The following is a 23,160-nucleotide window of genomic DNA, read 5'->3' as shown; positions in this document are numbered from 1 at the left end:
GGGTGTGGTGTCCCCGCCCGGCACGGCTCAGTCGGCTTCCTTCAGTTCACCGTCCGCGGTGAGCTGCAGCGAACCGGTCAGCGCCTGGTCGCAGCCTTCCTTCGTCTGCCGCAGGGTGATCGTGCGGGAGGCCGTCAGCTCCTTCGCTCCCCGACCGCCGGAGAGCTTCAGGGTCACCGTCGGTTTCCGTTCGTCGAAGCCCTCGGGCAGGCGCACCTTGACCCGGACCAGGTCCTTGTACACCAGCGGCGCACCGCTCGCGCAGTGGGTCGCGACGCACAACCGGTACGTGGCGTCCGCACCGTAGGGCAGGGCGTCGGCCTGCCAGGTGACGGCGACCTCCGGGACGAGGTCGAGCAGTTCGCACGGCTCGGCCGGCCCGCCGCACGCGGTCAGCGTGCCCAGGGCCGCGAGCGCGGCCCCGGCGCACCGCACGACCCTGCTCACCACTTCTTCACCACACCGGGCAGCGCGTCCTCGGCCAGCTTGATGTCGGTGAAGATGATCGCGCAGTCGTAGTCGGTGGCATCGGAGCAGTCCTTGTCGTCGTTCCACCCGTCGTCGTCCCCGTCGGAACCGATGCCCCAGCCGGAGCAGAGTCCGCCGGAGATGACGCCCTTGGCGTAGATGTGGCCGTTGCTGAGGACGGTGTAGACGGGCCCGCCGGAGTCACCGGGGTAGTTGCAGGTTCCGGAGCTCTTCTTGGCGCGGGTGGCGTTCTTGATGATCGTTCCGTCGCTGTACTCGAGGGTCAGCTTGCCGCTGGTGACCTTCCAGTTGCAGACCTCGCCGGTGGTCGAGCCGCCGGAGCAGAACTTCTGCCCCACCTTGGAGCGCGTGGTCCAGCGGTCCTGGATGCGGCGGGTGGAGGTGCCGTTGGGACCGCCCTTGTAGATGCGCGCCGAGACGTTGTACTTGTTCTCCAGCACCTCGCCCGTCACCAGGTCGCCCGAGTAGTACGACTTGCCGGCCACCTTCACCGATCCCTTGCTGTTGTTCCAGTTGTCGTACGCGACGTAGGCGAAGGTGAGTTCGGGGTTCCAGCTGTTCATGTAGCCGTTGCCGGTGGTGCAGTGGCCCGCGCTGAGCATGTAGGGCTTGCCCTGGTGGGTCCAGGGGAACGCGGTGGTGCACCGCCAGCCGTCGCTCAGGCTGCCGTTGGAGGAGACCCGCACCGGTTCGTAGGCCGCTCCGCCCTTGTAGGGGGTGGCGTCACTGTAGCGGCCGGCCGAGTTCCGCAGGGCCGCGACCTCGGGGGCGACCCGCACCGCGACGGTGTCGCTGCCGTAGCGCTTGCCCAGCGCGTCGGCGACCGCGTCGTTGCCCGCGGGGACCTCGACGACGACACGATTGTTCTCCGCGTCGACGGCGGCGGTGACCAACTGCGAGGCGCCGGGCACCTCGTCGTCGGTGAGCAGCAGCACCTCGTCGGTGATGGACTCCAGTTCGGCCTGGCTGTGGTCGACCTCCTCGGTCACGGGGGTGATCGTGGTGTCCTGGGTGGCCACCGGGTCGGCCACGCCGTCCTCGCCGGTCGGGGCGGCCACGTCGGTGTCCGGGTCGCCCTCGGCGCTGCCGTCGTCGCTGCCCTGGTCCACGGGGATGTCGGTGAGCGTGATGGCGGCGGTGGCGTCGGTCTTCGCGGCGCTGTCGGTGACCGGCGCCACGATCCTGCCGGTGTCGCCGTCGAGGTACGGCGGCGCGAAGACGTCCGGGTCGGCCTCGGCGCGTGCCTCGGCGGTCTCCAGGGCGTAGGACTCGGCGGTGTCCGGCTCGGCGAGGGCGTCGAGGGCGACCGGCTGGGTGAGCACGTCGACCCGGTTGAGGACGACCCCGACCGGCTCCGAGGGGGCCGGGCTGTCCTCGCCCTCGAAGCGGACCCGCAGCTGGAGGTCCCCGTCGGTGGCGAGCGTGCCGGTGTCCCAGACCAGGCCGGACAGCGTGCCGCCGCTGATGGCGACGGGCCAGGTCACGGCCGTACCGGAGGCGCCCGTCACCTGGGCGGCCGGGATGTCGGTCCAGGCCTCGGTGTCCGCGCGGCGGTACTGGAAGGTGGCGCCGGTCAGGTCGGCGGGTCCGGCGGCCGCCAGCGGCACCTGGTGGCCGACGTCCTCGCCGGGCAGCGGGGAGACGAGGCCGGCCGTGCCGACGTGGAAGGTGTACGTGGTGGCAGCGGAGGCGTTGCCCGCCTTGTCGACGGCGACCACGGTCAGGTGGTGACTGCCCTCGTCCGGGACGGTCACCTGCACGGTGGTGGCCGCTCCGGCGGCGGCGACGGTGGTCTCGGCACCTCCGTCGAGCCGGTGGCGCAGGGCGCTCAGCCCGGCGTCGCCGGACGTCAGCTTGAAGGTGCCGGTGTCCCCCGCGTCACCGGCCCAGCCGTCACCGGGGAAGTCCGGCGAGCTGACACCGGGGGCCGCGGGGGCCACGGTGTCGACGGTGAACCGGTAGTGCGCCGCGGGACCCCAGGTCCCGGCCGAGTCGACCGCCCGGACGTGCAGGTACCAGGTGCCCTCGCCCTTGGTGACGGAGTACGAGGCCGCAGTGCCGTCGCTCACGGTGTCGGGGACGGTGGCGGCGGAGGCGTCGACCGTGTAGCTGTATCCGGCCGCGGTCCCGGCGGTCTGCCAGGCGGCCGAGAAGGCCGTGCTCCGGTAGGCGCCGGACTGGTCCGGGTGGCTGGTCGAGGTGATCGTGGGCCGCAGCGCCAGACCGGCGTCGACCTGGAACGCGAAGTGGGCGGCGGTCGCCGACCAGTTGCCGGCCCGGTCCTTGGCGCGCACGTGGAGGTACCAGGTGCCGTCGGAGGCGACGGCCGCGCGGAACGTGGTGCCCGTCTGGACGGTGCCGGTGGTGGCGGGCACGGTGCCAGCGCTCTGGTCGACGCTCACCGCGTATCCGGCGACGCCGGAGTTGTCGGTGGGCGGGGTCCACGAGAAGTCCGCGGTACGGCTCGCGTAGACGGCCGAGGTGAGCGGGTGGGTGGAGGAGCTGACGGCGGGTGCGCCGGGCAGGGTGGTGTCCACGTGGAACGTGAAGTGCCGGGTGGTCGACCACAGTCCGGCCGCGTTGCGGGCGGCGGCGTGCACGTACCAGGTGCCGTCCGCGCGGTCGGCCGCCGAGACGGTGGTGGAGGTCTGGGTGACCTCGGTGCCCGCGGGGGTCAGCGGACTCTGGTCGATCTTGACGGCGTATCCGGTGATGGCGCTGGTGTCGCTCGCGCTCAGGGTGCCGGTGAAGTCGTTGGCCCCGTACCAGGAGTCCGGGGAGGCGTGGGTGGTGCTCGCGATCACCGGGGCGGTGGGCGCGCTCGGGTCGACGGTGAGGGTGCGCCAGCTCGACCACGCCTTGGACCAGTTGACACCGTCGTAGGCCCTGGCCCGCCACTTGTACACGCCGGAGGGCAGGGTCGGCGAGGCCCAGCTCGCGATGGAGGCCGGCGACAGATAGGCCGTGGTGCCGGTGGTCCGGCGGGTGGTCAGGTCGGCGTCCCAGACCTCGAAGGTGTAGCGCAGCTCGTCGAGGTCGGCGTCGGTGGCGCGGGCCCGCAGCGTCGGCGTGGCGTCGGCCGTCGCGGTGCCGCTGACCGGCAGGAACGGCGCGGCGGTGCCCGGGTAGGCGTCGTAGGTGACGCTGAGGTGCGGCTCGGTGTCCGCGTCCTCGCCGGAGACGTGGTTGGCCGAGCGGTAGCGCCGCCAGGTCAGCGAGTCGGTCTCGTCGACGCCGCGCACCTGGACACCGTGGTTGTCCTCGCCGTCGGCCCAGGCCTGGACGATGGCGTCGACGTCGAAGTTCACGGTGCCGGCCGGGCAGTCGCTGGAGTAGCCCTTGGCGACCGTGCTGGTCACCGCGCCGGTGGTGGTGGTCGAGGGCTGCTCGCCCCAGGTGACGGCCGACGAGGTCCAGGCGGAGGTGACACGCCGGATCTGGGTACCGGAGCCCTCGGTGGAGCAGGAGGAGGACCAGGTCGAGTAGAGGGACAGGTTGGTGTCGACGATGTGCTTGCCGGCCAGGTCCGCCACGTCGAACTTCAGGTACGAGCGCGCCTTGGTGGTGCCGCCGTCGTACGTCCCGGACTTCAGCTCGGTCGAGGAGACCTGCGAGTCGGGGTAGTTGGTGGCGACCCAGGTGTCGGTGCTCGCGGCGAGCGTGGACGTCGGGTCGACGGTGACGGGATAGCGGGCGGTCGCGAGGAACTTCGGGTCCGGGGTGAGGACCAGGGTCTGCCGTCCCTCCGCGTCCTCCTCGATCTCGGTGCCGACGGGCAGTTGCCGCTCCGGTTCGCCCGAGGCCGGGTTCCGGCTGGAGTCCCACATCATCGGCGCGGGTGCCTCGGCGACGAGCCGGCCGGCGGTGTCCTTCAGCAGCAGGTGCCCGGACTCGGCCTGGGACAGGCGCAGTCCGGCGGTCCGCACCGGTATCCGGTAGGTGACCGGATCGGCGGGCGCCTCGGCCAGGACGACGTTCTGGGCGAAGCCGTCGGGCAGCGCGGTGACGGTGAGGGTCTCGGCCTGTCCCACCTCGTACGAGGCGGTGTCGCCCTCGACGGCCGGGATGGGCAACGGCTCCTGCCAGCCGAGCCCGAAGGACCGGCTGCCGTGGGTCACGGTGGCGAGCCTGGTGTCACCGCCGTCCGAGACGTCGACGTCGGTGGCGGTCGCCTCCGGGGTGAGGCTGGCGCCGGTGTCGGACAGCGTGGTGTCGATGGCGTGCCAGGTCCCGTTCTCCTTCACCCGGACGGGGGCGGGGTACGCCTCCGCGGTGAGCGTCCCGTCCGGGTTGGCCCAGACACCGCCGGTCGCGGTGCGCTCCGAGAGGATCTCGATCCGGCGGCCCTGCATCTGGGCGAGGAGCCGCGCCTCCGACTCGTCGGCGGCCTCGGCGGGTCCGAGGTCCCGCGCCGGCAGCGCGGCCGGTGCCGGTTCCGTGCCGGTGTCCGCCTGCGCCCCCTGCTCGACCACCGCGGCGAAGCCGCCGGTCAGGGCCAGCACCAGCATGGCTGCCGTGGCTCGTTTCCGACCACCCCACCGCGATCTTCGCTGGGCCCGTATGGATGCCGACAACGTCGTCTCCCTCCCTGTTGAACCCCGAACAAGATCGCCGGGAGGAGGAGTATGCAGGACGTTTGCCGGAATTTGGCATTCCGTTGGCTAGCGGGGGGCCCGCTCCCGGACTGCCGGTTCTCCCACCCTGTCGTGCACCGCGGGGCCCTTTTTCGGCCAGATCGCATAGGTCAGCGCGACCAGCCCGTGAACACCGGCGGCCCGGAGCGCCGCCCACTGGAAGCTCCGCAGGGAGGAGATGTCACCGGAGTCACCGACGTACCAGACCGCCGCCTGCAGAAGTCCGCAGGCCACCGCCGCCGCCAGGACCGTACGCAGCCACAGCCCGCCCTCGTGCCGGGCCCGGGCCATGCCGTACCGCGGCGGCTTCGGCGGGGGCGGGGCGCCGGCCAGGCGGTGGGCGGCGTGGCCGTCGAGCCAGCGGATGGTGTAGCGGCCGTAGGCCACGGTGTAGCCGATGTACAGCGCCGCCAGGCCGTGCTCCCAGCCGGGCTCGGCGCCGTTCTTCAGATCCACGGCCGTCGCCGCGAACAGGACCAGCTCCAGCACCGGCTCGCAGAGCAGCAGCACGACACTCGTACGGCGCCACTCCAGCAGGTAGCGGACGGCCAGGCCGAGCGCCAGCAGCACCCAGAAGCCGACCTCGCAGGCGACGATCAACCAGACGATCACGGTTCACTCCTCTCGCTCACCGTTCAAGGCTGGCGGCGGGACGGGCGGCATGCGTCGTCGGCGGTGACGAACCCGCGGTACATCGAAAGATGCAGTTCGGAACCGTTCCCGGGCATCAGGCGGGAAACGTGGTCGCCGTGTTGGATGGAGACATGGCCGTACGACTGCCCCGCCCCCACCGCTTCGACGTGTGCGCCGCGCTGGCGGGGCTGCTGGGTGGACTGCTGCTGTGGGGCGTCGGCCTGGCCACCCGCCCGGCCGACGAGCCGATCGTGCTCTTCGACGGCCGCTGGCCCATCCTGCTGCCGCTGGCCGTGACGGCCGGCTGCGAGGCGCTGCGCCGCACCTGGCCGCGCACCGCCCTGATGGTCGGCACCGGCGCGCTGACCGCGGACACCCTCACCCAGGGCAACCTGGTGACCCTCGTGATGTTCACCGACCTGGTGTACGCGGCCGTCGTGTACGGTCCGCCCGCCACCGCCCGCCGCGTCCCCTGGATCACCGGGCTGCTCACGGTGGTCGGCACCGTGGTGCCCGTCGCGGTGTGGCAGGTGCCGGAAGCCCTGCTGATCGGTGTGGTGGTCGGCCTGGTCGCGCTGATGCCGGCCATCACCGGCTGGATCGTCCGCAACCACCGCGAGGTGGCCGAGGCGGCCCGGCTGCGCGCCGAACAGACCGCGCTGCTCGCCGAGATGGACCGCACCCAGGCGGTCGTCGCGGAACGCGCCCGGATGGCCCGGGAGTTGCACGACATGGTCGCCAACCATCTGTCGGCCATCGCGATCCACTCCACGGCCGCGCTGTCCCTCGACGACCCGAACACCTCGAAGGAGGCCCTGTCGGTCATCCGGGAGAACAGTGTGGAGGGACTGGCCGAGATGCGGCGGCTGATCGGGATCCTGCGGGACGGCAGCGGGGACCGCGAGCCGGCCGCCGCCCCCACCCTCGACGGCCTGGCCGCGCTGGTCGAAGGCGCCCGCGCCAACGGCCTGGACGTCGTCCTGGACATCACCCCCGACGCCGGCCACGACCAGGTCCCCGTCCCGGTCGAGCTCGCGGCGTACCGGATCGTGCAGGAGTCCCTCACCAACGCCCTCAAGCACGCCTGCCCCGGCCGTGTCACCGTGCGCCTGGCCATGGGGGCACCTCCCATGCCCTCGAGGCAAGGGGGGAAGGACGGCTCCCTCACCATCGAGGTGACGAGCCCCTACGGCGACCGGGACGGGCCGGGCGCCCCCGGCTCGGGCGCCGGGCTCGTCGGGATGCAGGAGCGGGCGGCGCTGCTGGGCGGCAGCTTCGAGGCCGGTCCCGTCGAGGACCCGGCCTCGGCGGACGGCAAGATCTGGACCGTACGCGCCACCCTGCCTCTGACCGAAGGAGAACCGGCATGATCCGCGTCCTCGTCGCCGAGGACCAGTCCGCCGTCCGTGCCGGCCTGGTCCTGATCCTGCGCAGCGCACCCGACATCGAGGTGGCCGGCGAGGCGGCGGACGGGGAGCAGGCGGTGGCGCTGGCCCGGGAGCTGCGCCCGGACCTGGTGCTGATGGACGTGCAGATGCCGCGCCTGGACGGGGTGTCGGCGACCCGGAAGGTGGTCGACGAAGGGCTCGCGGACGTCCTCGTGCTGACCACCTTCGACCTCGACGAGTACGTGTTCGGGGCGCTGCGCGCGGGGGCCGCCGGGTTCCTGCTCAAGAACACCGAGGCCAAGGACCTCCTCGCGGCGGTGCGGACCGTCGCCCGCGGCGAGGGCATCGTCGCCCCGGCCGTCACCCGCCGTCTCATCGCGGAGTTCGCGGCCCGTCCGCCACGGGAGCCGAAGGCCGACCCGGCGGTTCTGGAGTCGCTGACCCGGCGCGAGCGCGAGGTCCTCGCCTGTCTCGGCGAGGGGCTGTCCAACGCGGGGATCGCGGAGCGCCTCGACATGGCCGAGGCCACCGTGAAGACACACGTCAGCCGTCTCCTCGCCAAGCTGGAGCTGCGCAGCCGCGTCCAAGCGGCCGTACTGGCACAGGAGTTGGGGATCTAGCACCGCGCGCCGCATGGTGGTCCAGACCTATTGACCCGTGGTCCAGACCTTTCTATTCTCGCGGCACCGTGGGTGTGAAGGCTCAGTCACGCCCCCCAACTCCCCCCGAGGAGGCGCAGGATGCGCTTCAGACACAGAGTTGCGGCAGGGCTCGCGACCCTGTTGCTCCCCTTCGCCGGCCTGGTCGGCCTCGCGAGCCCCGCCCAGGCCGCGACGTCCGCCACCGCCACCTACACCAAGCCCCAGGACTGGGGCACCGGCTTCGAGGGCAAGTGGACGGTGAAGAACACCGGCACCACCACCCTCACCTCCTGGACCGTCGAGTGGGACTTCCCCTCCGGCACCTCCGTCACCTCCGCCTGGGACGCCGACGTCACCTCCTCCGGCACCCACTGGACCGCGAAGAACAAGTCCTGGAACGGCACCCTCGCCCCCGGCGCCTCCGTCTCCTTCGGCTTCAACGGCACCGGCTCCGGCTCCCCGTCCAACTGCAGGCTCAACGGCGGCAGCTGCGACGGCACCTCCGTCCCCGGTGACGCGGCCCCCTCCGCCCCCGGCACCCCCACCGCCTCCGACATCACCAACACCTCGGTGAAGCTGACCTGGAGCGCCGCCACCGACGACAAGGGCGTCAAGAACTACGACGTCCTGCGCGACGGCGCCAGGGTCGCCACGGTGACGACCACCTCGTACACCGACACCGGCCTGAGTGCCGGCACCGACTACTCCTACACTGTCCGGGCCCGCGACACCGCCGATCAGACCGGCCCGGTCAGCGGCGCACGCGCCGTGCGGACCACCGGCGGCACCACGGAGCCCCCGCCCACCGGCACCAAGGTCAAGCTCGGCTACTTCACCGAGTGGGGCGTCTACGGTCGCAACTACCACGTCAAGAACCTGGTGACCTCCGGCTCCGCCGCGAAGATCACCCACATCAACTACGCGTTCGGCAACGTCAAAAACGGCCAGTGCGTCGTCGACGACACCTACGCCGCCTACGACAAGGCCTACACCGCCGACCAGTCCGTCAGCGGCACCGCCGACACCTGGGACCAGCCGCTGCGCGGCAACTTCAACCAGCTGCGCCAGCTGAAGGCGAAGTACCCGCACATCAAGGTGCTGTACTCCTTCGGCGGCTGGACCTATTCCGGCGGCTTCGCGCAGGCCGCGGCCAACCCGGCCGCCTTCGCCGCCTCGTGCAAGGCGGTCGTCGAGGACCCGCGCTGGGCCGACGTCTTCGACGGCATCGACATCGACTGGGAGTACCCGAACGCCTGCGGTCTGACCTGCGACACCTCCGGCCCGGCGGCCTTCAGGAACCTGATGTCGGCCCTGCGTTCGGCCTTCGGCTCGAACTACCTCGTCACCGCGGCCATCACCGGCGACGGCTCCTCCGGCGGCAAGCTCGACGCGGCCGACTACGGCGGCGCCGCCCAGTACCTCGACTGGTACAACGTGATGACGTACGACTACTTCGGCGCCTTCGACGCGGACGGCCCGACCGCCCCGCACTCGCCGCTGACCTCGTACTCCGGCATCCCGGCCGCCGGCTTCAACTCCGCCGACGCCATCGCCAAACTGAAGGCCAAGGGCGTTCCCTCAGCCAAGCTCCTGCTCGGCATCGGCTTCTACGGCCGCGGCTGGACCGGCGTCACCCAGTCCGCCCCCGGCGGCACGGCGACCGGAGCGGCACCCGGCACCTACGAGGCGGGCATCGAGGACTACAAGGTCCTGAAGAACTCCTGCCCGGCCACCGGCACCATCGCCGGCACCGCGTACGCCCACTGCGGCACCAACTGGTGGTCCTACGACACCCCGTCGACGATCGCCGGAAAGATGACGTGGGCCAGGAACCAGGGCCTGGGCGGCGCGTTCTTCTGGGAGTTCAGCGGTGACACGGGCAACGGAGAGCTGGTGAGCGCCATAAACAACGGCCTCTCATAGCGGCTCTCACAGCGGCCTCTCCTAAGGACGTGGGACCGCTGAACGCGGGCCGGGAGACGGGGCGGTCCCCTTCTCCCGGCCCGCACCTTGCTCGCGGAACATCCGGTACGCCCCGTCGAGATCCTGCACCCCGGGCAGGTCGTCCCGGACACGGATCTGGCCGGCGCGCACATCACGGTGAGTCTCGACCGGCTGCACATCGCCGACCACCCGGGCCCCGGCATCCACCACGTCCTCTTGAACTCCCCCGAGGCGGAGGCGGCATGACCACCCGTCAGGCGCGTTACGCCACATTCACTCGCTGTCCGGGCGGGGCTGCCTCCAGCCACGCGAGGAAACCGGTCAGCGCGTCTTCGCTCATGGCGAGTTCGAGACGCGTGCCCCGGTGGGTGCAGGCGAGGATCACCGCGTCGGACAGGAGCGCCAGCTCCTCCTCGCCCTCGGGGAGACGGCGGCCGGCCACCTCGATCGAGGCGCGCTCCAGGATGCGGCGCGGGCGGTAGGCGTAGGAGAAGACGCGGTACCACTCGATGCGGTCGCCGTTGTAGCGGGCGACACCGTAGCTCCAGCCCTTGCCGCTGGTGTCCGGTTTCTCGGGGACGTCCCAGCGCAGGGAGCAGTCGAAGGTACCGCCGGAGCGCTGGATGAGTCTGCGGCGCAGGCCGAAGACGAACAGTCCCAGCACCACCAGGGCCACGACGATTCCGCACACAGTCAGAGCGAGGACCATCGACACCGACCTCCTCGTCTCCTAGGTACCTTCAACAGAGGTAACGGAACGGAAAAAACATCCAAATCTGCCTCAGCCGCGGCCGGCTCCGGATCCCTCCGGTGCCGGCCGCGGCTGAGTGACGTCATCGCACCGCGCGTGCGTCAGCTGGCGGCCGCCGCACGCAGTCGTACGTCCGCGCGACGCTCGGCGGTGGCATCGCCCTCCGCCTTCGCACGCTCGAGCTCGCGCTCCGCGCGCTGGACATCGATCTCGTCGGACAGCTCGGCGATCTCGGCCAGCAGCGACAGCTTGTTGTCCGCGAACGAGATGAAACCGCCGTGCACCGCGGCGACGACCGTTCCACCATCACTCGTACGGATGGTCACCGGGCCCGACTCCAGCACACCGAGCAGCGGCTGGTGACCGGGCATGACGCCGATGTCGCCGGACGTGGTGCGCGCGACGACCAGGGTGGCCTCGCCGGACCAGACCTCTCGGTCGGCCGCGACCAGCGCGACGTGCAGCTCAGCAGCCAAGGTGGCTCCTCGGGTCACCACCCGGCGGGTCTGCCGGGTGTTGGTTACAAGTCTAGTGGGCGTGGAAGAGGGGGCGGGACGAACCCCGCCCCCTCAGGTGTGAGCACACGGCTCACTCAGAGCTCAGAGCTCAGGAGACGCCCAGCTCCTTCGCGTTGGCCTTGAGGTCCTCGAGGCCACCGCACATGAAGAACGCCTGCTCCGGGAAGTGGTCGTACTCGCCGTCGCAGATCGCGTTGAAGGCCGCGATCGACTCGTCCAGCGGGACGTCCGACCCGTCGACGCCGGTGAACTGCTTGGCGACGTGGGTGTTCTGGGACAGGAAGCGCTCCACGCGACGGGCACGGTGGACGACGAGCTTGTCCTCCTCGCCGAGCTCGTCGATACCGAGGATCGCGATGATGTCCTGGAGGTCCTTGTACTTCTGCAGGATCGTCTTGACGCGCATGGCGGCGTCGTAGTGGTCCTGCGCGATGTAGCGCGGGTCCAGGATGCGGGACGTGGAGTCCAGCGGGTCCACGGCCGGGTAGATGCCCTTCTCCGAGATCGGACGGGAGAGAACCGTCGTCGCGTCGAGGTGGGCGAAGGTGGTGGCCGGGGCCGGGTCGGTCAGGTCGTCGGCGGGGACGTAGATCGCCTGCATCGAGGTGATCGAGTGACCGCGGGTCGAGGTGATGCGCTCCTGGAGGAGACCCATCTCGTCGGCCAGGTTCGGCTGGTAACCCACCGCGGACGGCATACGGCCGAGCAGGGTGGAGACCTCGGAGCCGGCCTGCGTGAAGCGGAAGATGTTGTCGATGAAGAACAGCACGTCCTGCTTCTGGACGTCACGGAAGTACTCGGCCATGGTCAGGCCGGCCAGCGCGACGCGCAGACGGGTGCCCGGGGGCTCGTCCATCTGACCGAAGACCAGGGCGGTCTTGTCGATGACGCCCGAGTCCGACATCTCCTCGATGAGGTCGTTGCCCTCACGGGTGCGCTCACCGACACCGGCGAACACGGAGACACCGTCGTGGTTGTTGGCGACGCGGTAGATCATCTCCTGGATGAGCACCGTCTTGCCGACGCCGGCACCACCGAACAGACCGATCTTTCCACCCTTGACGTACGGGGTGAGAAGGTCGATGACCTTGACGCCGGTCTCGAACATCTCGGTCTTCGACTCGAGCTCGTCGAAGTTCGGGGCCTTGCGGTGGATGGACCAGCGCTCGCCGTCGTAGGTCTCGTCGACGTTCAGCACCTCACCGAGGGTGTTGAACACCTTGCCCTTGGTGAAGTCGCCGACCGGGACGGTGATGCCCGTGCCCGTGTCGGTGACGGCGGCCTGGCGGACCAGACCGTCGGTGGGCTGCATGGAGATGGTGCGGACCAGGCCGTCACCCAGGTGCTGGGCGACCTCCAGGGTCAGGATCTTCTTCTCGCCCGCGTTCGCCGGGTCGGCGACCTCGACGTGGAGGGCGTTGTAGATCTCCGGCATCGCGTCGACGGGGAACTCCACGTCGACGACCGGGCCGATGACCCGGGCGACGCGGCCCGTAGCCGTCGCGGTCTCAACAGTGGTGGTCATTAGCGGTCACTCCCCGCGGTCGCGTCGGCCAGGGCGCTCGCGCCACCGACGATCTCGCTGATTTCCTGGGTGATTTCGGCCTGGCGGGCCGCGTTGGCAAGCCGGGACAGCGTCTCGATGAGCTCTCCGGCGTTGTCGGTGGCCGACTTCATCGCGCGCCGCGTGGCGGCGTGCTTGGAGGCGGCCGACTGGAGGAGCGCGTTGTAGACGCGGCTCTCCACGTAGCGGGGCAGCAAGGCGTCGAGGACGTCCTCCGCCGAGGGCTCGAAGTCGTAGAGCGGAAGAATCTCGCCCTGCGGCTTCGCCTCCTTCGCGACCTCGTCGAGGCTGAGCGGCAGCAGACGGTCGTCGAGCGCCGTCTGCGTCATCATCGAGACGAACTCGGTGAAGACGATGTGGATCTCGTCCACGCCGCCCTCGGCCGTGTTCTTCTCGATGGCCTCGATCAGGGGGGCCGCGACCTTCTTGGCGTCCGCGTACGAGGGCTCGTCGGTGAAGCCCGTCCACGCCTCCGCGATCTTGCGCTCACGGAAGTTGTAGTGGGCGACACCGCGCCGGCCGACGATGTACGTGTCGACCTGCTTGCCCTCGCGCTCGAGCCGCTCGGTGAGCTGCTCCGCCTGCTTGATGGCGTTGGAGTTGAAGGCACCGGCGAGACCACGGTCGCTCGTCAGGAGCAGCACCGCGGACCGCGTGACCGTCTCGGCCTGCGTGGTCAGCGGGTGCTTGGTGTTCGAACCGGTACCGACCGCCGTGACCGCGCGGGTGAGCTCGGTCGCGTACGGCGTGGAGGCCGCCACCTTGCGCTGCGCCTTGACGACGCGCGAGGCGGCGATCATCTCCATCGCCTTCGTGATCTTCTTGGTCGCGGTGACGGATCGGATGCGACGCTTGTAGACCCGGAGCTGGGCTCCCATGAGTCAGGTCCCTTCCTTACGTCACTTGGAGGCGCTGGTCGCCTTCGGAGCGGCCGAAGCTTCCTCGCCGAGCAGCTTGCCGTCCGAGGTCTCGAACTGCTTCTTGAACTCCGCGACGGCGTCGTCGATCGCCTGGATGGTGTCGTCCGACATCTTCGCGCCCTCCCTGATGGAGGTCATGAGGCCCTGCTCCTTGCGGTGCAGGTACTCCAGCAGCTCCTTCTCGAAGCGGCGGATGTCGGCGACCGGGACCTCGTCCATCTTGCCGTTGGTGCCGGCCCAGATGGAGACGACCTGGTCCTCGGTGGCCATCGGCTGGTACTGGGCCTGCTTCAGCAGCTCGACCATGCGCGAACCACGCTCCAGCTGCGCCTTCGACGCGGCGTCCAGGTCGGAACCGAAGGCGGCGAACGCCTCCAGCTCACGGAACTGGGCGAGGTCGACGCGGAGACGGCCGGAGACCTGGCGCATCGCCTTGTGCTGCGCGGAACCACCGACTCGGGAGACGGAGATACCGACGTTCAGCGCGGGGCGCTGACCGGCGTTGAACAGGTCCGACTCCAGGAAGCACTGGCCGTCGGTGATGGAGATGACGTTGGTCGGGATGAACGCCGAGACGTCGTTGGCCTTGGTCTCGACGATCGGCAGACCGGTCATCGAGCCGGCACCCATGTCGTCGGAGAGCTTCGCGCAGCGCTCCAGCAGACGGGAGTGCAGGTAGAAGACGTCACCCGGGTAGGCCTCACGGCCCGGCGGGCGGCGCAGCAGCAGCGACACGGCGCGGTAGGCGTCGGCCTGCTTCGACAGGTCGTCGAAGATGATCAGGACGTGCTTGCCCTCGTACATCCACTGCTGACCGATGGCCGAACCGGTGTAGGGGGCCAGGTACTTGAAGCCGGCCGGGTCGGACGCCGGGGCGGCGACGATGGTCGTGTACTCGAGCGCGCCGTTCTCCTCCAGCGCGCGGCGGACCGACGCGATGGTCGAGCCCTTCTGGCCGATGGCGACGTAGATGCAGCGGACCTGCTTCTTCGGGTCGCCCGAGCGCCAGTTGTCGCGCTGGTTGATGATCGTGTCGACGGCCAGGGCGGTCTTGCCGGTCTGGCGGTCACCGATGATCAGCTGACGCTGACCACGGCCGATCGGGGTCATCGCGTCGACGGCCTTGTAGCCGGTCTCCATCGGCTCGTGCACCGACTTGCGCTGCGTGACCGTGGGGGCCTGCAGCTCGAGGGCGCGGCGGCCGGACGTCTCGATCTCGCCGAGGCCGTCGATCGGGTTGCCGAGCGGGTCGACGACGCGGCCGAGGTAGCCCTCGCCCACCGCGACGGAGAGGACCTCACCGGTACGGGTGACCGGCTGACCCTCCTCGATGCCGCTGAACTCACCGAGGACGATGGCACCGATCTCGCGCTCCTCGAGGTTGAGGGCGAGGCCGAGGGTGCCGTCCTCGAACTTCAGCAGTTCGTTGGCCATGGCCGAGGGGAGACCCTCGACCTTCGCGATGCCGTCGCCGGCAAGGGTGACCGTACCGACCTCCTCGCGCGAGGCCGCGTCCGGCTTGTACGACTGGACGAAGGTCTCCAGTGCGTCCCGGATCTCCTCCGGCCGGATCGTGAGCTCCGCCATCTGGGTTCCCTGCTCTCCTTGTTGGGCCCGAAGTTTCTTTGGGGGTCTGGGGGCGACCCCCAGGAATCCTCTGCACGGCCCAACCAGGGCCGTAAGCACTACTGCGTGTTCAGTTGCTGCTAGCTCGCCATGCGGCGGGCGGCGTCCTCGATGCGGTCCGCGAGGGAGCCGTTGATCACCTCGTCGCCGACCTGCACCCGGATCCCGCCGAGGACCTCGGGGTCCACGTCGAGGTTGAGGTGCATCTGACGGCCGTAGAGCTTCGCCAGGGCGGCGCCCAGACGCTGCTTCTGCCCGTCGGTCAGCGGCACCGCCGACGTGACGACGGCCACGACGCGGTCCCGGCGCTCGGCGGCGAGCTTGGACAGGGACTCGAGTCCCGTCTCCAGGCTACGTCCCCGCGGCGCGGTCACAAGGCGCGTCACCAGACGCTCGGTGGCCGCGTCGGCCCGGCCGCCGAGCAGGCTGCGCAGCAGCTCGCCCTTGGCCGAGACGGTGGCCTTCCGGTCGGTCAGTGCGGCGCGCAGCTCGGTGTTCGAGGAGACGATCCGCCCGAAGCGGAACAGCTCGTCCTCGACGTTGTCGAGCGTGCCGGCCTTCTGCGCGGCGGTGAGGTCGGCGGTGGCGGCCAGCTCCTCCAGCGCGTCCACCAGGTCGCGCGACTGCGACCAGCGGGCACGCACCAGACCGGCCACCAGATCGGCGGTGGTGCCGCTGATCTGGCCGCCGAGCAGGCGCTGGGCCAGCCCGGCCTTGGCCTCACCGGCCTGCGCCGGGTCGGTGAGGACCCGACGCAGCGACACCTCGCGGTCGAGCAGCGCGGTGACGGCCGCCAGCTCGGCGGCGAGCTGCGCCGCGTCCACGGACGTGGAGTCCGTCAGCGCGTCCAGACGCTCGCGTGCGGCTGCCAGGGCCTCGCGGCTCGCTCCGATCATCGCGCGGCCTCGGCCTTCTCCTCGAGCTCGTCGAGGAAGCGGTCGATGACGCGGCTCTGCCGGGCGTGGTCCTCGAGGGACTCGCCGACGAGCTTGCCGGCCAGCTCGGTGGCGAGCTTGCCGACGTCCTGACGCAGCGCGGACGCGGCGGCCTTGCGGTCGGCCTCGATCTGGGTGTGACCGGCGGCGACGATCTCCTCACGCTGCCGCTGGCCTTCCGCGCGCATCTCGGCGATGAGCGCGGCGCCCTGCTCCTGCGCCTCCTGGCGCAGACGCGCGGCCTCGTGGCGAGCCTCGGCGAGCTGAGCCTTGTACTGCTCAAGAACGCTCTGGGCCTCGGTCTGCGCGGCCTCGGCCTTCTCGATACCGCCCTCGATGGCCTCGCGGCGCTCTTCCAGAACCTTGTTGATGTTCGGGAGGAGCTTCTTGGCGAGGAAGCCGAAGACGATGACGAAGGCGATCAGGCCGATCACGAGCTCCGGAATCGGCGGGATGAGGGGGTTTTCGGCCTCCTCAGCCGCCAGCTGAACCAGGGGGCTCATATCAGTGCCTTTCGTCGAAAGGGGCGGTCCGACGGTTCAGGTCAGGCGCTCGGGTAAACGAACGGCATGACCAGACCGATCAGGGCCAGAGCCTCACAGAAGGCGAAGCCCAGGATCTGGTTGGCGCGGATCAGGCCGGCCGCCTCGGGCTGGCGGGCCAGGGCCTGCGTGCCGTTACCGAAGATGATGCCGACGCCGACGCCCGGGCCGATCGCGGCGAGGCCGTAACCGATCGAGCCGAGGTTGCCCTTGATCTCGACGCCGGCGGCAAGGGTCTGGAGAGCGGACATGCCGGTTCTTCCTTCTCTTTCAATGACCGGTGGGGGTTGGCCACCGGATGTCTGGGTGGGTGTGCGGGAGGCTCAGTGGTGCTCGGCGAGCGCGCCCTGGATGAAGCTGCAGGTCAGCAGGACGAAGACGTAGGCCTGCACAGCCTGGATGAAGAGCTCGAAGGCCGTCATCACGATGACCATCACGAACGAGACGGCGGAGTAGGCGATGCCGATGCCGTTCAGCATGTACCAGCTGGCGATCGTGAAGAGCAGCAGCAGGGTGTGACCGGCGAACATGTTCGCGAAGAGTCGGACGGCGTGGGTGAAGGGCCGCACGAGGAGGTTCGAGAACAGCTCGATCGTCATGGACAGCGGGAGCACCGCGCCCAGGGACTTGTCGTAGCCGGTGAAGTTCTTGAAGGCGCCGACGAAGCCGTGCCGCTTGAAGGTCAGGCCGACCCACAGGAAGTAGACGATGGCGGCCAGGACGGCGGGGTACGAGATGATCGCGGTGACCGGGAACTGGGCGATCGGGATGATCGACCAGAGGTTCATGATCCAGACGAAGAAGAAGAGCGAGACGACGAGCGGGACGTACTTCTCGCCTTCCTTCTTGCCGATGGTCTCGTAGACGACACCGCGCCGGACGAAGTCGTAGCCGGCCTCGGCGACCATCTGGAGCTTGCCGGGGACGATCTTCGGCTTGGCGAAGGCGGCCCAGAAGAAGCCCACGATGATGATCGAGCCGAGCAGAGCCAGCAGCATCGTCTTGTTGAAGTACAGGTTGCTGTCGGCGTCGCCCCAGAGCGGCTCGAACAGGAACGAGTGCAGGCCCGGAGCCGGGAAGCCACAACCGTCGAACAGGTGGCAGTCGGTCTCGAAGGCGAGCACCTGCGTCGGGTCAGCACTCACCGCGGGCTCCTTCGTCGTGGCGCATAGGTACGGCAACCTCGTTGTGTCGGCGCGGCGTACGGCCGCGTTTCGGCACGGGACTGGTGTTACGGATGTGGGGGCGGCGTGGGGGCATCTCGCCTCGCGTGTGAGCAGGCGTCAGCTCGGATGCCCGCGCCCGCGATGCCGCAGTTGGCACCGGACGATAGCAGGATCTCCCTGGCGCCTTTATCCCGGCCCTACCCCTCACGACGAGTGCCCCGTCTTTTCGGGCTTGTCGCCCGCAGAGGAGGCAGTCGAGTCGGGTTCGACGTAAAGGACCTTGGCCTTCATGTGGGCGCGCGTCTGCGCGGCGATCCAGGCGAGGGTGCCGGCGACGAGCGAGACGGCGAAGGCGCGGGGATTGAACAGCGTGGTGTTCTTGAAGGCGGCCATGAAGATGAACAGCAGCAGGATCTGCGCCGCGTAGAGCATCAGGCCCATGGCCTGGAAGAGCTGCGGAAGCGATTTGGCAGTGCGCTGCAGGACGTAGAGGCCGAGCCCCATGAACAGGATGACCACCACCGTCGCGACGACGGCTCCGATCGCTCCCTTGCCACCGGCGACGACACCACTGACGACGGCGGCAATCGCGCCGACGGCAGCCGTGGGCACGGCGGCCTGGGCCAGGATCCGGACGTCGTTGGACGGCATGGCGGCAACTCCGCTTTCAAAGGGGGCAGGGGTGTCGTCATGGACGAGCGTAGTCCCGGTCCGAGGGGAGTGAAGACCTCCCACCAATGGACCGTCGCACTACGGTCCTTCGGCTCCATCCGGGGTTCTCGTGAACCGTATCACAAACTATTTGATGAGGTCTTTACCTGATGGGTGTGCTTGCTGTCACACATGAGAGTGACCCTGCGCGTCTGTGCAGAAACAGCGCCCACTTGTCTGATATTGGGCGGTTTGCCGCCTCGCGGCTTCCCCACGACTTGGCAATGCTCTAGTCAGATTCTTACCTTGCCTCTTGCGCGGACGACGTCGGGCCTCAACGCCCGGCCCGCGCGGGCCGCTGCTCCGTCTCGCGTGCCCGGCCGCCGATCGCCGTCGCGCCGTTCAGGGACGGCGTCCACTCGGGAACCGTCTCCACGGCCACCGGGGGCACGGCGGCCCGACGGCGACGGTACCGGGGCGGCACGAAGCGCTCCGCCCAGCGCGGGGCCCGCGGTGTGAAGCGGGGCAGCAGGAGCAGCCCCAGGCCGACCGCGCTGAGGCCGACGATGCCGAGCAGGACCCACATGGACGCCGAGTGCACGGAGTAGGTGAGCATTCCGAACGCGATGAGCGCCGACCAGAAGTACATGATCAGGACGGCCCGGCTGTGCGAGTGCCCGATCTCCAGCAGACGGTGGTGCAGATGGCCCCGGTCGGCGGCGAACGGCGACTGACCGCGCCATGTACGGCGCACGATCGCGAGCACCAGGTCGGCGATCGGAATGGCGATGATCGTGAACGGCATCAACAGCGGGATGAAGACGGGCAGCATCGCGTGGGTGGCGTTCCGCGCACCGCCGAGGCCTTCGTTGAGGGCCTCGACATCCAGTTGGCCCGTGATGGACACCGCGCTGGCGGCGAGAACGAACCCGATCAGCATCGAGCCCGAGTCGCCCATGAAGATGCGAGCGGGGTGGATGTTGTGCGGCAGGAATCCGAGGCACATTCCCATGAGCAGAGCCCCGAAAAGCGTGGCCGGCGCCGCTGCGTCCGCTCCGTACCCGTACCAGAGGCGATAGGCGTAGAGGAAGAACGCCGTTGCGGCGATGCACACCATGCCCGCGGCCAGGCCGTCCAATCCGTCCACGAAATTGACGGCATTGATGGTGATGACGACGAGCGCCACGGTGAGCAGGGTCCCCTGCCACTGCGTCAGCGACACCGTTCCGACACCCGGAATGGGCAGCCAGAGAATCGTCAGGCCCTGCAGAACCATGGCGCCGGCGGCAATCATCTGGCCACCGAGTTTGATCAGGGCATCGATCTCGAACTTGTCGTCGAGCACACCGATGAGCCAGATCAGAGCCGCACCGGAAATCAGTGCACGAGGTTCGTTGGACCGCTCGAAAACAAAGCTCAGATTGGGGAGGTGATCTGCCACGATGAGGCCGGCGCACAGCCCGAGGAACATGGCGATCCCGCCGAGTCGCGGGGTGGGCTCCCGATGCACGTCGCGGGCACGGATCGCCGGCATGGCCCCGGCCACGATCGCGAACTTCCGCACCGGTCCGGTCAGCAGGTATGTCACCGCAGCCGTGACACAGAGCGTCAGCAGGTAATCACGCACGGCTTCCCCACGAGTGTCGCTGGCATCTCAGCGCCACACCCTAGCCCGCACGCTTGCCGGTAAGCATCAGGAGGTGGCGTGCAACGAGGCTACACGCCACCGGCGGACAGCATGCCTCGCTCTGGTCGTCACCAGTAACTGCTCACCGGTTTTTCGGACGGTATGCGTACCCCTGCGCACCCGTGCGTCGTTGAGGAGGGAGCGAGTTGCTCGTACTCGTCACGGCCTTGCGTGCGTGACGGGCACCCACACCGGCACGCTGCGGCCGACGGGGGCGGCAGCGCGGTCGTACCGGCCGCGGCCGGGCCGATCCGGAGCGGGAATGCGGCAGCCGCGACGGACGTGACAAAACCGCTACGAATAAGAATTCCGCTGGTCATGCCGATAATCCGCAGCGGCAACCACAAAACACCCCGCCCCTTTTTCGCCCCATTCACCCGAATCAATCGAATCAGTACGGCGGGAATTGCGCCGTGAGCTCCTGCACCTCCCGGCGGGTCTCCGCACCGCCGACCTCGTCCCGCAGCACCCCCGCCATCAGCTTGGCGATGTGGGCCATCTCCTCCTCCCCCATGCCCTGCGTGGTCACCGCGGCCGTGCCCAGGCGCAGGCCACGGACGTCGGCGTGCGGCAGCGCACAGCAGTCCAGCACCATTCCGGCGGCCGCGAGCCGTCCGCGCGCGGTGCGCCCGTCGACGCCGAGGGGCGCCGGGTCGGCGGTGATGAGGTGGGTGTCGGTCCCGCCGGAGGTGACGGCGAACCCCTCCGCCTCCATCCGGTCCGCGAGCACCCTCGCATTGGCGACCACCTGATGGGCGTACGCGGCGAAGGCCGGGGTCGCCGCCTCGCCGAACGCGACCGCCTTCGCGGCGATGGTGTGCATCTGCGCACCACCCTGGGTGAACGGGAAGACGGCCCGGTCGACCCGCTCGGCCAGATCCGCACCGCACAGGATCATCCCGCCACGCGGCCCCCGCAGCACCTTGTGCGTGGTCGCGCAGACGATGTCGGCATACGGCACCGGCGAGGGCGCCGCTCCCCCGGCGACGAGCCCGATGGGGTGGGCGGCGTCGGCGATGAGATACGCACCGACCTCATCGGCCACAGCCCGGAAGTAGGCGTAGTCCATGTGCCGTGGATAGGCGATGGACCCGCACACGATCGCCTTGGGCCGGTGACTGCGGGCCAGCGTCCGCACCTGCTCGTAGTCGATGAGCCCGGTCTCGGCGTCCACGCCGTAGGGCACGAAGTCGAACCAGCGGCCGGAGAAGTTGGCGGGCGAGCCGTGCGTGAGATGGCCGCCGTAGGGCAGGCCGAGGGCGAGGACGGTGTCACCGGGCCGCAGCAGCGCCGCGTACGCGGCCAGCACGGCCGAGGACCCCGAATGCGCCTGCACATTGGCGTGCTCGGCCCGGAACAACGCCTTGGCGCGCCCCACAGCGAGGCGCTCGGCGACATCGACGATCTCGCAACCGCCGTGATGACGAGCCCCCGGATACCCCTCCGCGTACTTGTTGGCGAGCGGCGACCCGAGCGCGGCCAGCACGGCCGGCGAGGTGAAGTTCTCGGCGGCGATCAGCTGCAACGCCGACGCCTGCCGTTCCCTCTCCCCCAGCAGAACCTCGGCGAGCTCAGGATCCTGCCGCTGCAGGACATCGGCCTCGATGGCATGGCTGACCGGCATGGTGGACTCCGGGGCGTCGACGGTGACGTAGGTCCAATGTAGGCCGGGGACGGGTGAGACGCGCGGTTGCCGCTGCGGCATTGTCGCTACGAGCCGCGGCGCGGAATCCGCAGCCGCTGCACCTACATACGTGCCGGGACACCGGTCAGCGCCGTCACCACAGGATCCAGCGCCTGATGTATCTCATCCCCGATCGACCGGAAGAACGTCAACGGAGCCCCGTACGGGTCGTACACCTCGTCCGCCTCCGCCGTCGGCGCCAACAACCACCCACGCAGAGCCGCCGCCGCACGGACCAGGGCACGGGCGCGGATGACCACTCCGTCCTCCAGCGGGGGCAGCGTGGCCGGGTCGATGGCGTTGACCAGGCGGGTGAACTCCTTGAGGGTGAAGGTGCGCAGGCCCGCCGAGTGGCCCATGGAGATGACCTGGGCGCGGTGGTCACGGGTGGCCGTCAGCACCAGATCGGCCCGGATGACGTGCTCGTCGAGAAGCTCACGCCCGGTGAAGCCGGAGGCGTCCGCGCCGAAGTCGGCCAGCACGGTCTCCGCGTTGGCCTCCATGGGCGCGCCCTCGTGGCCCCAGGTGCCCGCGCTCTCCACGATCAGCCCGCCGCCCAGCACCCCGAGTCGCTGCGACACGAAATGCCGGGTCAGCCGCTCGGTGATCGGCGAGCGGCAGACATTGCCGGTGCTGACGTGGAGGATGCGGAACGTGTCGCGCGGAAGCCCGACGAACGTCGTCGTGATCTCCGCAGCACTTTCCCCGTTGCCTATGCCACGCCCCGCGTCAGGGGCTGTCAATTGGCCACCTCGAGGTCGGGTACGACCTTCCGCAGCTCGTCCGCCGTGATGGCGCCCTCGCGCAGCAGCAGCGGCACGTCACCGCTGACGTCGACGATCGAGGAGGGGACGTTGCCGGGGGTCGGGCCGCCGTCGAGGTAGACGGAGACGGAGTCGCCGAGCATCTCCTGGGCGGAGTCACAGTTCTCCGGGGCAGGGTGTCCCGTCAGATTCGCCGAGGAGACCGCCATCGGGCCGACCTCCGTCAGCAGCTCGATGGCGACCGGGTGCAGCGGCATGCGCACGGCGACCGTGCCCCGGGTCTCGCCGAGGTCCCACTGCAGGGACGGCTGGTGCTTGGCGACGAGCGTGAGCGCGCCCGGCCAGAAGGCGTCGACCAGCTCCCAGGCCAGCTCGGAGAAGTCGGTGACGAGACCGTGGAGCGTGTTCGGGGAGCCGATCAGCACAGGGGTGGGCATGTTGCGGCCCCGGCCCTTGGCCTCGAGCAGGTCGCCGACGGCCTCCTTGGAGAACGCGTCGGCGCCGATGCCGTACACCGTGTCCGTGGGGAGGACCACCAGCTCGCCGCGGCGGACGGCGGACGCGGCCTCACGCAGACCCGTCACGCGGTCGGTCGCGTCATTGGTGTCGTATCGCCGAGCCAT

At 69.7% G+C, this 23,160-nt stretch carries 21 protein-coding genes; 4 read left to right on the top strand and 17 right to left on the bottom strand.

All coding sequences use genetic code 11. The annotated features are described in order from the left end of the window. Positions 1-27: 27 nt before the first annotated feature. The 3 genes from IE263_RS38135 to IE263_RS38125 form a co-directional block, all read right to left on the bottom strand. Entirely contained in the window at positions 28-447 is a 420-nt protein-coding gene (locus IE263_RS38135) for a hypothetical protein (protein WP_189942668.1), read from the bottom strand. Beyond that, positions 444-4,997: a DNRLRE domain-containing protein gene (locus tag IE263_RS38130; RefSeq protein WP_189942667.1), complete on the bottom strand. Its 4,554-nt coding sequence runs from the start codon at positions 4,995-4,997 to the stop codon at positions 444-446. The genes IE263_RS38135 and IE263_RS38130 overlap by 4 nt, the downstream gene beginning before the upstream one ends. A gap of 153 nt (positions 4,998-5,150) precedes the next feature. After that, positions 5,151-5,735 (bottom strand): hypothetical protein, encoded by a 585-nt coding sequence (locus IE263_RS38125; RefSeq protein WP_189942666.1) that lies wholly within the window; start codon positions 5,733-5,735, stop codon positions 5,151-5,153. 152 nt (positions 5,736-5,887) lie between these two features. Here IE263_RS38125 and IE263_RS38120 point away from each other — a divergent pair, with 152 nt between their 5' ends. The 4 genes from IE263_RS38120 (at position 5,888) to IE263_RS38105 (ending at position 9,975) form a co-directional block, all read left to right on the top strand. Then, positions 5,888-7,126, top strand: a complete 1,239-nt coding sequence (locus IE263_RS38120; protein WP_189942665.1) for a sensor histidine kinase — start codon at positions 5,888-5,890, stop codon at positions 7,124-7,126. Beyond that, positions 7,123-7,764: a response regulator gene (locus tag IE263_RS38115; RefSeq protein WP_189942664.1), complete on the top strand. Its 642-nt coding sequence runs from the start codon at positions 7,123-7,125 to the stop codon at positions 7,762-7,764. The genes IE263_RS38120 and IE263_RS38115 overlap by 4 nt, the downstream gene beginning before the upstream one ends. 120 nt (positions 7,765-7,884) lie before the next feature. Beyond that, entirely contained in the window at positions 7,885-9,708 is a 1,824-nt protein-coding gene (locus IE263_RS38110; protein WP_189942663.1) for a glycoside hydrolase family 18 chitinase, read from the top strand. Between the two features lie 87 nt (positions 9,709-9,795). Then, entirely contained in the window at positions 9,796-9,975 is a 180-nt protein-coding gene (locus IE263_RS38105) for a hypothetical protein (RefSeq protein ID WP_189942662.1), read from the top strand. 16 nt (positions 9,976-9,991) lie between these two features. Here IE263_RS38105 and IE263_RS38100 read toward each other — a convergent pair whose 3' ends face one another. The 14 genes from IE263_RS38100 to IE263_RS38035 form a co-directional block, all read right to left on the bottom strand. Beyond that, entirely contained in the window at positions 9,992-10,438 is a 447-nt protein-coding gene (locus IE263_RS38100) for a DUF2550 domain-containing protein (RefSeq protein ID WP_189942661.1), read from the bottom strand. A 143-nt stretch (positions 10,439-10,581) separates the two neighbouring features. Next, entirely contained in the window at positions 10,582-10,956 is a 375-nt protein-coding gene (locus IE263_RS38095; RefSeq protein ID WP_189942660.1) for a F0F1 ATP synthase subunit epsilon, read from the bottom strand. A gap of 130 nt (positions 10,957-11,086) precedes the next feature. Beyond that, a complete protein-coding gene (gene atpD, locus IE263_RS38090) occupies positions 11,087-12,523 on the bottom strand; it encodes a F0F1 ATP synthase subunit beta (protein ID WP_189942659.1) in 1,437 nt (478 codons plus the stop codon). Then, entirely contained in the window at positions 12,523-13,440 is a 918-nt protein-coding gene (locus IE263_RS38085) for a F0F1 ATP synthase subunit gamma (protein ID WP_189942658.1), read from the bottom strand. The genes atpD and IE263_RS38085 overlap by 1 nt, the downstream gene beginning before the upstream one ends. A 21-nt stretch (positions 13,441-13,461) precedes the next feature. Beyond that, the gene (gene atpA, locus IE263_RS38080; RefSeq protein ID WP_189942657.1) at positions 13,462-15,069 is read right to left on the bottom strand and encodes a F0F1 ATP synthase subunit alpha; all 1,608 of its coding nucleotides are present in this window, start codon (positions 15,067-15,069) and stop codon (positions 13,462-13,464) included. Positions 15,070-15,188: 119 nt separating this feature from the next. Further along, the gene (locus IE263_RS38075) at positions 15,189-16,004 is read right to left on the bottom strand and encodes a F0F1 ATP synthase subunit delta (RefSeq protein WP_189942656.1); all 816 of its coding nucleotides are present in this window, start codon (positions 16,002-16,004) and stop codon (positions 15,189-15,191) included. Further along, positions 16,001-16,546: a F0F1 ATP synthase subunit B gene (locus IE263_RS38070; RefSeq protein ID WP_189942655.1), complete on the bottom strand. Its 546-nt coding sequence runs from the start codon at positions 16,544-16,546 to the stop codon at positions 16,001-16,003. The genes IE263_RS38075 and IE263_RS38070 overlap by 4 nt, the downstream gene beginning before the upstream one ends. Before the next feature lie 41 nt (positions 16,547-16,587). Beyond that, positions 16,588-16,836 (bottom strand): ATP synthase subunit C-like protein, encoded by a 249-nt coding sequence (locus IE263_RS38065; protein ID WP_010357477.1) that lies wholly within the window; start codon positions 16,834-16,836, stop codon positions 16,588-16,590. A 72-nt stretch (positions 16,837-16,908) separates the two neighbouring features. Beyond that, positions 16,909-17,730 carry a F0F1 ATP synthase subunit A gene (atpB, locus tag IE263_RS38060; RefSeq protein WP_189942654.1) on the bottom strand — a complete coding sequence of 274 codons (822 nt, stop codon included), beginning with the start codon at positions 17,728-17,730 and terminating at the stop codon, positions 16,909-16,911. A gap of 225 nt (positions 17,731-17,955) precedes the next feature. Next, positions 17,956-18,402 (bottom strand): Cg1360 family ATP-synthase-associated protein, encoded by a 447-nt coding sequence (locus tag IE263_RS38055; protein ID WP_189942653.1) that lies wholly within the window; start codon positions 18,400-18,402, stop codon positions 17,956-17,958. A 334-nt stretch (positions 18,403-18,736) separates the two neighbouring features. Continuing rightward, positions 18,737-20,029 carry an MraY family glycosyltransferase gene (locus tag IE263_RS38050; RefSeq protein ID WP_189942652.1) on the bottom strand — a complete coding sequence of 431 codons (1,293 nt, stop codon included), beginning with the start codon at positions 20,027-20,029 and terminating at the stop codon, positions 18,737-18,739. 451 nt (positions 20,030-20,480) lie between these two features. Next, positions 20,481-21,713, bottom strand: coding sequence for a serine hydroxymethyltransferase (gene glyA / locus IE263_RS38045; protein WP_189942728.1), 1,233 nt, complete (start codon positions 21,711-21,713; stop codon positions 20,481-20,483). Positions 21,714-21,835: 122 nt separating this feature from the next. Further along, on the bottom strand, positions 21,836-22,516 hold the full coding sequence (locus tag IE263_RS38040; RefSeq protein ID WP_189942651.1) for an arsenate reductase/protein-tyrosine-phosphatase family protein: 681 nt from the start codon (positions 22,514-22,516) through the stop codon (positions 21,836-21,838). After that, positions 22,513-23,160 (bottom strand): L-threonylcarbamoyladenylate synthase, encoded by a 648-nt coding sequence (locus IE263_RS38035; protein ID WP_189942650.1) that lies wholly within the window; start codon positions 23,158-23,160, stop codon positions 22,513-22,515. Before IE263_RS38035 ends, IE263_RS38040 begins: the two co-directional genes overlap by 4 nt.

Origin of the sequence: Streptomyces aurantiogriseus (assembly GCF_014649375.1) — a bacterium.
Lineage (GTDB): Bacteria > Actinomycetota > Actinomycetes > Streptomycetales > Streptomycetaceae > Streptomyces > Streptomyces aurantiogriseus.
Note: the sequence above shows the minus strand (reverse complement) of the source record. Positions and strands in the feature narration are given on the sequence as shown.

Bases quoted from the DNA above. Each gene is read 5' to 3' on its own strand.
- IE263_RS38085 (WP_189942658.1), bottom strand. From the start codon at position 13,440: ATGGGAGCCCAGCTCCGGGTCTACAAGCGTCGCATCCGATCCGTCACC.
- IE263_RS38120 (WP_189942665.1), top strand. From the start codon at position 5,888: ATGGCCGTACGACTGCCCCGCCCCCACCGCTTCGACGTGTGCGCCGCG.
- IE263_RS38130 (WP_189942667.1), bottom strand. From the start codon at position 4,997: ATGCTGGTGCTGGCCCTGACCGGCGGCTTCGCCGCGGTGGTCGAGCAG.
- IE263_RS38075 (WP_189942656.1), bottom strand. From the start codon at position 16,004: ATGATCGGAGCGAGCCGCGAGGCCCTGGCAGCCGCACGCGAGCGTCTG.
- atpD (WP_189942659.1), bottom strand. From the start codon at position 12,523: ATGACCACCACTGTTGAGACCGCGACGGCTACGGGCCGCGTCGCCCGG.
- IE263_RS38055 (WP_189942653.1), bottom strand. From the start codon at position 18,402: ATGCCGTCCAACGACGTCCGGATCCTGGCCCAGGCCGCCGTGCCCACG.
- glyA (WP_189942728.1), bottom strand. From the start codon at position 21,713: ATGCCGGTCAGCCATGCCATCGAGGCCGATGTCCTGCAGCGGCAGGAT.
- IE263_RS38065 (WP_010357477.1), bottom strand. From the start codon at position 16,836: ATGTCCGCTCTCCAGACCCTTGCCGCCGGCGTCGAGATCAAGGGCAAC.
- IE263_RS38100 (WP_189942661.1), bottom strand. From the start codon at position 10,438: ATGGTCCTCGCTCTGACTGTGTGCGGAATCGTCGTGGCCCTGGTGGTG.
- atpA (WP_189942657.1), bottom strand. From the start codon at position 15,069: ATGGCGGAGCTCACGATCCGGCCGGAGGAGATCCGGGACGCACTGGAG.
- IE263_RS38110 (WP_189942663.1), top strand. From the start codon at position 7,885: ATGCGCTTCAGACACAGAGTTGCGGCAGGGCTCGCGACCCTGTTGCTC.
- IE263_RS38070 (WP_189942655.1), bottom strand. From the start codon at position 16,546: ATGAGCCCCCTGGTTCAGCTGGCGGCTGAGGAGGCCGAAAACCCCCTC.
- IE263_RS38035 (WP_189942650.1), bottom strand. From the start codon at position 23,160: ATGGCTCGGCGATACGACACCAATGACGCGACCGACCGCGTGACGGGT.
- IE263_RS38115 (WP_189942664.1), top strand. From the start codon at position 7,123: ATGATCCGCGTCCTCGTCGCCGAGGACCAGTCCGCCGTCCGTGCCGGC.